The organism is Ramlibacter sp., assembly GCF_035706265.1.
GTDB lineage: Bacteria > Pseudomonadota > Gammaproteobacteria > Burkholderiales > Burkholderiaceae_C > Ramlibacter.
In genome coordinates, this window is the sequence record NZ_DASSVG010000650.1 from 1 (window position 1) to 9,597 (window position 9,597).

The 9,597-nt window shown below is 68.3% G+C and carries 8 protein-coding genes and 1 pseudogene; 1 reads left to right on the plus strand and 8 read right to left on the minus strand.

What is annotated here, in order from left to right; translation table 11 throughout:
• From VFM98_RS23290 to apbC, 7 genes and pseudogenes are all read right to left on the minus strand, one after another.
• Positions 1-1,670, minus strand: a 1,670-nt coding sequence (locus VFM98_RS23290; protein WP_325112279.1) for a molybdopterin-dependent oxidoreductase, incomplete at its 3' end; no start/stop codon positions are given.
• Positions 1,671-1,685: 15 nt separating this feature from the next.
• Positions 1,686-1,895, minus strand: coding sequence for a twin-arginine translocation signal domain-containing protein (locus VFM98_RS23295; protein WP_325112280.1), 210 nt, complete (start codon positions 1,893-1,895; stop codon positions 1,686-1,688).
• 229 nt (positions 1,896-2,124) lie between these two features.
• Positions 2,125-2,742 (minus strand): TorD/DmsD family molecular chaperone, encoded by a 618-nt coding sequence (locus VFM98_RS23300; protein ID WP_325112281.1) that lies wholly within the window; start codon positions 2,740-2,742, stop codon positions 2,125-2,127.
• A pseudogene (locus tag VFM98_RS23305) lies at positions 2,739-4,793 on the minus strand (4Fe-4S binding protein). Before VFM98_RS23305 ends, VFM98_RS23300 begins: the two are co-directional and overlap by 4 nt.
• Positions 4,753-5,415: a DUF3306 domain-containing protein gene (locus tag VFM98_RS23310; protein ID WP_325112282.1), complete on the minus strand. Its 663-nt coding sequence runs from the start codon at positions 5,413-5,415 to the stop codon at positions 4,753-4,755. The pseudogene VFM98_RS23305 and the gene VFM98_RS23310 overlap by 41 nt, the downstream one beginning before the upstream one ends.
• Entirely contained in the window at positions 5,416-5,958 is a 543-nt protein-coding gene (locus VFM98_RS23315) for a DUF3305 domain-containing protein (protein ID WP_325112283.1), read from the minus strand.
• Positions 5,959-5,968: 10 nt separating this feature from the next.
• Positions 5,969-7,057: an iron-sulfur cluster carrier protein ApbC gene (gene apbC / locus VFM98_RS23320; protein ID WP_325112284.1), complete on the minus strand. Its 1,089-nt coding sequence runs from the start codon at positions 7,055-7,057 to the stop codon at positions 5,969-5,971.
• Positions 7,058-7,129: 72 nt separating this feature from the next.
• On the opposite strand from apbC, the gene metG reads away from it, so the two are divergent.
• Positions 7,130-9,253 carry a methionine--tRNA ligase gene (metG, locus tag VFM98_RS23325; protein ID WP_325112285.1) on the plus strand — a complete coding sequence of 708 codons (2,124 nt, stop codon included), beginning with the start codon at positions 7,130-7,132 and terminating at the stop codon, positions 9,251-9,253.
• Here the strand turns inward: metG and VFM98_RS23330 are convergent.
• Positions 9,210-9,597, minus strand: a 388-nt coding sequence (locus tag VFM98_RS23330) for a LysR substrate-binding domain-containing protein (RefSeq protein ID WP_325112286.1), incomplete at its 5' end; no start/stop codon positions are given. The two genes, metG and VFM98_RS23330, sit on opposite strands and share 44 nt — an antisense overlap.

A 9,597-nucleotide genomic window follows, 5' to 3' on the forward strand; every position in this document is an offset into this window, starting at 1 on the left:
GCCGTCACCGAGCCGCTGGTCTCGAACTGCGTGGCCGCCGGCAGCAGGTAGACGGCGCGGTTGGCGTTGAGGTCCTTCGGGTCGCCGGGCATCGCCGCCATGGCCGCCGTGGCGGACGGGTACGGATCCACCACGACCAGCAGGTCGAGCTTGTCCATGGCGCGCTTCATCTCCAGCCCGCGCGTCTGCGAGTTGGGCGCGTGGCCCCAGTAGACGACGCCGCGCAGGTTGGAATCCTGGTCGATCAGCTCGTTGCGCTCCAGCACGCCGTCGATCCAGCGCGACACCGTGATGCCGGGCTTGGTCATCATGGTCGTGTTCTGGAAGCGGCCCTTGATCCAGTCGTAGTCGAGGCCCCAGACCGCCGCGTAGTGGCGCCACGCGCCTTCGGCGATGCCGTAGTAGCCGGGCAGCGAATCGGGGTTGGGGCCGATGTCGGTGGCGCCCTGCACGTTGTCGTGGCCGCGGAAGATGTTGGCGCCGCCGCCCGGCACGCCGATGTTGCCCAGCGCCAGCTGCAGGATGCAGGTGGCGCGCACCATCGCGTTGCCGATCGAGTGCTGCGTCTGGCCCATGCACCACACGATGGTGGAGGGGCGGTTCATGGCGAGCGTCTGGGCCGCCTTGAAGATCTCGGCCTCGGGCACGCCGGACGCCTCGAACACCTTGTCGGGCGTCCACTTGGCCAGCACGTCCTCGCGCACCTTGTCCATGCCGAAGACGCGGTCGTTGATGTACTTCTTGTCTTCCCAGCCGTTCTTGAAGACGTGGTACAGGATGCCGAACAGCACCGGGATGTCGGTGCCCGAGCGGAACCGGATGTACTGGTCCGCCTTGGCCGCGGTGCGGGTGAAGCGCGGATCGCAGACGATCAGCTTGGTGCCGTTCTCCTTGGCGTGCAGCATGTGCAGCATGGAGACGGGGTGGGCCTCGGCCGCGTTGGAGCCGATGTACAGCGCCGCCTTCGAATTCTGCAGGTCGTTGTACGAGTTCGTCATCGCACCGTAGCCCCAGGTGTTGGCGACGCCGGAGACGGTGGTGGAGTGGCAGATGCGGGCCTGGTGGTCGCAGTTGTTGCTGCCCCAGAGGCTGACGAACTTGCGCATCAGGTAGGACTGCTCGTTCGAATGCTTGGACGAGCCGATCCAGAACACGGAATCGGGGCCGCTGGCCTTGCGCAGATCCTGCAGCTTGGCCGCGATCTCGTCATAGGCCTGGTCCCAGGAGATGCGCTGGTACTTGCCGTTGACCAGCTTCATCGGATAACGCAGGCGGAATTCACCGTGGCCGTGCTCGCGGATCGCGGCGCCCTTGGCGCAGTGCGCGCCGAGGTTGATCGGCGAATCGAACACCGGCTCCTGGCGCACCCACAGGCCGTTCTCCACCACGGCATCGATGGCGCATCCCACCGAGCAGTGCGTGCACACGGTGCGCTTGACTTCGACCCGGCCGTCGCCGATGGCGGGGCCCTTGCCCTCCTCGGCCCGGGCCTTCTTCACCAGCGTGAGCGAGGAGGCCGCGATGCCCACGCCCAGCCCGAGGCCGGAGCGGCGCAGGAACGTGCGGCGATCGAACGTGGGCAGTGCCGAGGCCAGCCCGCGCTGGAGGCTGTGCACGAACGGTGAACGCGGGGCAGCCTGTGCGCCACCCGTCTTCTTGGTCAGCAACATGGAACCTCCGGCGGGTTAGACGAGGGTGGTCTTGTAGTAACGCTTGACGTGTTCGCTCAAGCGATAGCCGCCGCCCCGTTCGGGCTTGGGCGGCTCGGTCTCGTTGACGGACGCCTCGTTGACGGGGGACTTGGGCAGCGTGACCACGGCGGCAGTGGCGGCGCCGGCGACGGCGGCTCCGAGCATGAAGCCGCGGCGGGAAGGCTTGGCCTGCGATTCGGGCATGGATGTCTCCTTCAAGCTCTTATGAAATTCTCCACATAACTGTAGTGGAGCAATACTTTGACGGCAATCAAGAAAAGCCAAGCTCGCTCAGGGAAAACGCGAAGCATCACGCAATGAGAGGAACCCGACAGCGAACGCTGCGGGCGCACGGGGCACAAAGCCCCGCGTTCCGCCCCGACGAGTGGACGGAATAAACGCGACGCGAGGGAAAACGCTTAGAGCGTACGGACTAAGCGAGCATGTCGAAGCCTTGCGCTTCGACATTGATGAAGGCGCGCGTGAACTCGGCGAGCACGGCGTAGAAGCGCGCCTTCGGATGCGCGACGATGGCGTCGCACAGCTCGTGCACCCAGGGCTGCAGGTGCTCGGCGAAGAACTCGCGCTGGTGCGTGAGGTTGGCCACCGCCGCGTCGTCGCCGGCGATCAGGTAGCGCATCACTTCCAGCTCGTAGGCGATGTGGTCCTCGGTTTCCGGCATCGCCTCGTCGCGCCCGAGGCCGAGCACCGCGAGCGCGTCGCGCAAGCGCACGAGCGGCTTGTCGTTCAGGTAGCCGCTGATGTAGTGCGAGCCGAACAGGTAGACCTCGGGCTTGCCGACGCCGCCGAACAGGCTCTCGTATTCGTCGGCAATGGCGGCATCGTCCTGCGCGCGGGCGGCGCCCACCAGCGCGCGCCAGGGCTCCTCGAGGAAGGCGCCCTGCGACGGCGCCTCGGTGGGCGCGAGCCGCAGCGCCTGCAGCAGCTGCACCGAAGGGGCCGCGTAATAGAGCTGCGACAGCAGGCCGTAGATCTCGGCGCGCGCGGTTTCCTCGTCCAGCGCGCTGGTGGTGGGCAGGGAATCGCTCATAGATCGGTGATGCGCGCTTCGTCGCTGGCGGTGTAGATGTCGATCACGCGGCAGTCGCCGCACATCTTGAGACGCTCCACGGCCGCGCCCTGGAACATGGCGTGGCCGGCCAGCCGCCCGAGCATGGCCTCGATGGCGCGCAGGGTGCCGAACGGCTTGCCGCAGCGGATGCAGGCATAGGGTTGCGCCTCGTTCAGCACGCGCGGCTGCTTGCGCTCGGGCGCAGGCAGCAGGCGGGGCTGCAGCGTGATGGCCTGTTCGGGGCAGGTCTTCGCGCACAGGCCGCATTGCACGCAGTTGCCCTCCACCATGCGCAGCTGCGGCGCCTGCGGGTTGTCCTGCAGGGCGCTGGCCGGGCACGCGCCGACGCAACTCATGCACATCGTGCACTTGTCCTTGTCGACCAGGATCTGGCCGAAGGGCGCGCCGGCCGGCAGCGCGATGGCTTCCGGCTTCGCGCTCGCGTGTTCGATCAGGTGGTCGAGCGCGAGGTCGAGCGTGGTGCGCTTCTCGGCGGCCACGGCGAAGCGCGCGCGCGTCTTCGGCGTGGCGCCGCGGCGCGCGGCCAGCAGTTGCAGGTCCTGGTCGAGATCGCTCGCATCGCGGCTGCGCAGCAGGCTGAAATGGCGGCCCTGATAGCCCAGGCCTTCGAGGATCGCCTGCGCCACCTGCATCTGCTGCTCCAGCGCGTCGAGGTACTGCGGCGCCTCCTCGTTGGTCGCGAGCACGGCGACGTGGGTCGCGCCCTGCGCAACGGCCGTCAGCCAGAGCTCGATGCCGGTGCTGGCGGCGTGCCACACGGCCAGCGGGATCACGTTGGCCGGCACGCCCGCGGCGGCGCCCACCCGGGCGGCCCGCCCCAGTTCCTCGACGAGAGCCTGGCCGCGCTCCTGGCTGTGCAGCAGCAGGATGGGCGCGGTGCCGCCGGCGCGCTCGTAGGTGGCCAGCAGGGTGCGGATCTTCGTGCCCTGCTCGCCCGGCCGCGGCTAGGCGTACGTCATCGCGCCGGTGGGGCAGACCGTGGTGCAGGCGCCGCAGCCCACGCAGAGACTGGTGTTGACCTTGACCTGCTGGCGCGACTTCTCGCTGGCGATCGCCTCGGCCGAACAGATGTCCACGCAGGCGTTGCAGCCGACCTTCTCGTTGCGGCTGTGCGCGCACAGCTTCTGCTTGTAGGCGATGAACTTCGGCTTCTCGAATTCGCCCACCAGCTCGCGCAGCCGGATCACGGCGGCGAGCGCCTTCGGCCCGTTCTCCTCGCCCGGCGGCAGGTGGAAGTAGCCTTGCGGCGGCGCGTGCTGCAGGAAGGCGGGCTGCTGGCGCAGGTCGAGCACCAGGTCGTAGCTGTCCTCGTGCGCCACCGGCGCGCGGGTGAAGTCGATGGCGCCGGCCACGTCGCAGGCCTTGACGCACGCGCGGTGGCTCTTGCAGGCCTGCAGGTCCACCTGGTAGTCGAAGCCGATCGCCTGCTCGGGGCAGACGGCGATGCAGGCATTGCAGCGCGTGCAGAGGTCCAGGTCGATCGGGTTGTCCTGGGTCCACGCGAGCTGGAAGGCGCCGAGCCAGCCGGTGAGCTGGTCGATGCGGCCGCCCAGCACGGGGAAGCGGCGCTCCTGCGTGCCGCTGCCGCCGCGCGCGAACAGGGTCACGTCCAGGGTGTCGCCCAGCAGGGTGGCGAAGCGCTCGGCCTGCTCCAGCGGGCCGATCACGAGCAGGCGGCCTGCGCTCTTGTAGCTGACGGTGGGCACCGGCTCCGGCTCGGGCAGCCTGGCGGCGGCGAGCAGGGCGGCGATCTTGGGCGTGGCGGCTTTCGCGTCGCGGCTCCAACCGCCGGTCTCGCGGATGTTGACGAAGCGGACCGGGGAGACCGCGCCTTCGGTCTGCTGGCCCAGCTCGGCGAACAGGCGCTTTTCCTGGGTGCAGGCCACCACCACGTCGGCGCCGCTCTTCACGGCCTGCTGGAACGCGCCCGCCTCGCGGCGGCACAGCGTGGAGTGCAGGGTCAGTGCTTCATCGAGACTCTTCCCCAGGGCCTGGGGGTCCAGGGGCATCGTCTTGTTGCAGTCGCAGATCAGGATCGGCATGGTCTTCGGCCGGCGGTGATGCAGGCGCGGTCGGGGAGCCCGACTGTGCCACGATTCCGGCCTCGGGTTGATCCGCGACTTCCCTCGGGTCCTTGGTCTTCTTTTCCTGCTCTTCCTGCTCTTCCTCCTCGTCGTCGAAGAGCTTGAGGTACTTCGCGCTGGCGAGCTTGCGCAGCATCTCGGGCGGCAGGGGATCGGGCTTGCCGTAGTCGTCGATGTAGACGTCGAGCCCGTCCATCACGTTGAAGTGCGGATCGGAGAAGAGCTTCTTGAAGGCCGCGTTCTTGACTTCGGGGGCGACGTCGGGCTTGGCGAAGCGGGTGAAGTCGGAGGCGGGGGTGAGGGCCTGGGCGTCTTCGAGGGTGGGGGGTGGTGTCGGGGCCGCAGCCCCCTCACCCCTGCCCTCTCCCCCGGAGGGAGAGGGAGGAACAGCCTCCAGGCTCCCCGGCGCGGTCTCCAGGCTCCCTCTCCCGCTTGCGGGAGAGGGCAGGGGTGAGGGCTGCGGCCGCTCCGCCTCCGGCGCGACCTCCTCGCCCTTCCGCACCGCCTCCTTCCGCCGCGACCAGCGGCCCAGGAATCCTTCGGACACTCAGTGCTCCCCGCCGAACTTCTTGTGGGTGCTCACCGAGGCCGGCTGGCCGAAGCGGTCTTCCAGCCGGCGGAAGCTCTCCGGCCGCTTGCGCCGGCGCGGCTCGGGCACGTAGTGCTCCTGCGTGAACGCCCACATCCAGTCGATCACCTCCTGCGGCGCCGGCACCTGTTCCACCGTCTCCTGGGCGTCGAGCCAGCGGCCGGCATCGTGGTAGCTCAGGCTCACGATCAGCGGCCGCGGGATCGGCTCCTCGGCCACGCTCGGCTCCTCCTCCATGCGCCAGAGCACGAAGTAGCACGGCGCCGGGGAAGTCAGGTTCAGGTAGTAGCCCTCGCCGTCGTCGCGGAACAGCTCCACCAGGAAGCCGGGATGCAGCCAGCGCTCGCCATCCTCGCCGCGGTGCAGCAATCGCGGCTCGCCGCCGAAGGCCTCCTCGTTGGCGACCACCGAGTCGAGCTCCCAGCGCCACTGGGCCCAGGGGCTGGCCGTGCGCACCTTGCGCATGATCACGGCCACCTCGATGGAGGGACGCTCGATCATGGCGCGGCCCTCAGGTGCTCTTCGAGACCGTGATGGTCGGGAACCTGGACGAGAAATCCTTGCCCTTGGTGGCGATCTTGATCGCCACCTGGCGCGCCACGCTGCGGTAGATGTTGGCGGCCTCGCTGTCGGGATCCGCCACCACGGTGGGCTTGCCGCTGTCGGCCTGCTCGCGGATCTGCATCGCCAGCGGCAGCGCGCCCAGGTAGTCAATGCCCTTCTCCTGCGCGTAGCGCTTGCCGCCGCCCTCGCCGAAGATGTGCTCGGCATGGCCGCAGTTGCTGCAGATGTGCACGGCCATGTTCTCCACGATGCCGAGGATCGGCACGCCGACCTTCTCGAACATGGTCACGGCCTTGCGGGCGTCGATCAGGGCGATGTCCTGCGGCGTGGTGACGATCACCGCACCGGTCATGGGCACGCGCTGCGAGAGGGTGAGCTGGATGTCGCCGGTGCCGGGCGGCAGGTCCACCACCAGGTAGTCCAGGTCCTTCCAGTTGGTCTGCCGCAGCAGCTGCTCCAGCGCCTGGGTGGCCATGGGGCCGCGCCAGATCATGGCCTCGTCCTGGTTGACCAGGAAGCCGATCGACATGACCTGCACGCCGTGGTTCTCCAGCGGCTCCATGGTCTTGCCGTCCTCGCTCTCCGGCCGGCGCGAGATGCCCAGCATCATGGGCTGGCTGGGGCCGTAGATGTCGGCGTCCAGCACGCCCACCGTGGCGCCCTCGGCCGCCAGGGCCAGCGCCAGGTTGGCCGCGGTGGTGCTCTTGCCCACCCCGCCCTTGCCCGAGGCGACGGCAATGATGTTCTTGACGTTGGGCATCAGCTGCACGCCGCGCTGGACGGAGTGCGCGATGACCCTGGTCGTGATGTTGACGGAGACGTTCGACACGCCGGCCACGGACTTCGCCGCGGCCACCAGCGCCTTGCGCAGGGCCGGCACCTGGCTCTTGGCCGGATAGCCCAGTTCCACGTCGAAGGAGACGTCGCCGCCCTCCACGTGGACGTTCTTCACCGCCTTGGTGCTGACGAAATCCTTGCCCGTGTTCGGGTCCGTGACGCCCGCGAGGGCCGCAAGCAGTTGTTCCTGGGTGGCCATATAGCTTCGTGTCCGGTAATCCCGGCAGTGTACCCACCCAGAATAAAATGCCCGGCTCCCCAGGAAAACCCCATGCCCCAGCGCAAGCTCTTCGTCACGACCGCCCTGCCCTACGCCAACGGAAAGTTCCACATCGGCCACATCATGGAATACATCCAGGCCGATATCTGGGTGCGCAGCCAGCGCATGCAGGGCAGCATGGTGCAGTTCGTGGGCGCAGACGACGCGCACGGCGCGCCGATCATGATCGCCGCCGAGAAGGCCGGCCAGACGCCGCAGCAGTTCGTGGCGGAGATCGCCGCCGGCCGCAAGCAGTACCTCGACGGCTTCCACATCCGCTTCGACAACTGGCATTCGACCGACAGCCGGGAAAACACCGAGCTGGCCCAGGGGATCTACCGGCGCCTGAAGGCCAACGGCCTGATCGCCACCCGCACGATCGAGCAGTTCTACGACCCGGTGAAGGGCATGTTCCTGCCGGACCGCTACATCAAGGGCGAGTGCCCGGTCTGCCACGCGAAGGACCAGTACGGCGATTCGTGCGAGGTGTGCAGCAGCGTCTATTCGCCCACCCAGCTGATCGAGCCCTACTCCACCCTCACCGGTGCCCGGCCGGAGCTGCGCAGCTCCGAGCACTACTTCTTCCAGCTCTCGCGGCCCGAGGTGGTGGAGTTCCTGCAGGCGTGGACGCAGGACGGCAAGCTGCAACCCGAGGTGGCGAAGAAGGCCGGCGAATGGTTCGAGGCCGGCATGGCCGACTGGGACATCAGCCGCGACGCGCCCTACTTCGGCATCGAGATCCCGGATGCGCCCGGCAAGTACTTCTACGTCTGGCTCGACGCCCCGATCGGCTACCTGGCCAGCCTGAAGAACCACTTCGACAAGGGCCAGGCGAAGAACCACTGGCATCCGGCCTCGCGCACCGAAGCCAGCTTCGAGGAGTACGTGTCCGATCCCGAGGTGGAGCAGGTCCACTTCATCGGCAAGGACATCGTGTACTTCCACACCCTGTTCTGGCCGGCGATGCTGAAGTTCAGCGACCGCAAGACGCCCGACCAGATCAACGTGCACGGCTTCATCACCGTGAGCGGCGAGAAGATGTCCAAGAGCCGCGGCACCGGCATCGATCCGCTGAAGTACCTGGCCCTGGGCATGAATCCCGAGTGGCTGCGCTACTACATCGCGGCCAAGCTCAATGGCCGCGTCGAGGACGTGGACTTCAATCCCGACGACTTCGTGGCGCGGGTGAACGCCGACCTGATCGGCAAGTACGTGAACATCGCCAGCCGCGCCGTCAAGTTCGTGCCCGGGGGCAAGCTGGTGGCGGCCGACCTCTCCGCGCTGCAGGCGGGCCGGCTGGTCGAGACGGTCAAGGAGCTGTACGAGGCCCGCGAATACGGCAAGGCGCTGCGCGAAGTGATGGCCTTCGCCGACCAGGTCAACACGCGCTTCGATTCGGCCGCGCCGTGGAAGCTGGTGAAGGAAGGCAAGGGCGAGGAAGCGGCCCGGGTCTGCTCGGAATGCCTGGAGGCGTTCAAGGTCATGACCGCCTGCCTGAAGCCCGTGCTCCCGGAGCTGGCGGAAGAGGCGGAGAAGTTCCTGAAGTGCCAGCCGCTCGTGTGGGTGAACGCCGCCGAGCCGCTGGGCGAGGGGCACGTGGTGGGCGAATACAAGCACCTGATGCAGCGGGTGGAGATGAAGCAGGTGGATGCGTTGTTTGAGCCGCCTGCGGAAGCTCCCCCCTCACCCCAGCCCAACCGTCACCCCGCGACGCCTGAAGGCGCCGCGGGGACCCCGACGGCCGCAGGCGGGAGAGGGGGTGAACAGGCCGGGTTCCCCGGCGGGGAAGAGATCGCTCCGGAGATCACGATCGACGATTTCACGAAAGTCGATCTGCGGATCGCGAAGATCGTCAATTGCGAGTCCGTCGAAGGGGCGAAGAAGCTGCTGCGGCTGACGCTCGACATCGGCGAGGGGAAGACGCGCAACGTCTTCGCCGGCATCGCCTCGGCCTACCAGCCGGAGGAACTGGTGGGCAAGCTGACGGTGATGGTGGCCAACCTGGCGCCGCGCAAGATGAAGTTCGGCGTCAGCGAAGGCATGGTGCTGGCCGCCAGCCACGCCGAGGACAAGGCCGGCGGCATCTACGTGCTCAACCCCTGGCCCGGCGCGCAGCCGGGGATGCGGGTTCGCTGAGCGCGGCCTGCGCGCGCACCCACTGCGAGAACGCCTCCGCCGCCGGATGCGCCGCCAGCGCACGGCGGCGGCACAGGTAGTAGCCGCGGCCCGTCGAGGCCACGCCCGGCACCGGCATCGCCAGCCGCCCCGAGGCGAGATCCGCTTCCACCATGCACTTCTGCACCACGGCCACGCCGCGGCCCGCCCGCGCCGCCTCGATCAGGTTGATCACCAGGTCGAAGCCGCTGCCCTGCCAGCCCGCGGGCAGCTTCGCGCCCACCGCTTCCGCCCACAGGGCCCAGTTCTCCGGATAGGTCGAGTGATAGAGCAGGGGCTGCGCGAGCAGGTCGCGCGCGCTGTGG

Excerpts from the sequence above, each read along its gene's own strand:
- apbC (WP_325112284.1), bottom strand. The coding sequence starts at position 7,057 with ATGGCCACCCAGGAACAACTGCTTGCGGCCCTCGCGGGCGTCACGGAC.
- VFM98_RS23295 (WP_325112280.1), bottom strand. The coding sequence starts at position 1,895 with ATGCCCGAATCGCAGGCCAAGCCTTCCCGCCGCGGCTTCATGCTCGGA.
- metG (WP_325112285.1), top strand. The coding sequence starts at position 7,130 with ATGCCCCAGCGCAAGCTCTTCGTCACGACCGCCCTGCCCTACGCCAAC.
- VFM98_RS23315 (WP_325112283.1), bottom strand. The coding sequence starts at position 5,958 with ATGATCGAGCGTCCCTCCATCGAGGTGGCCGTGATCATGCGCAAGGTG.
- VFM98_RS23300 (WP_325112281.1), bottom strand. The coding sequence starts at position 2,742 with ATGAGCGATTCCCTGCCCACCACCAGCGCGCTGGACGAGGAAACCGCG.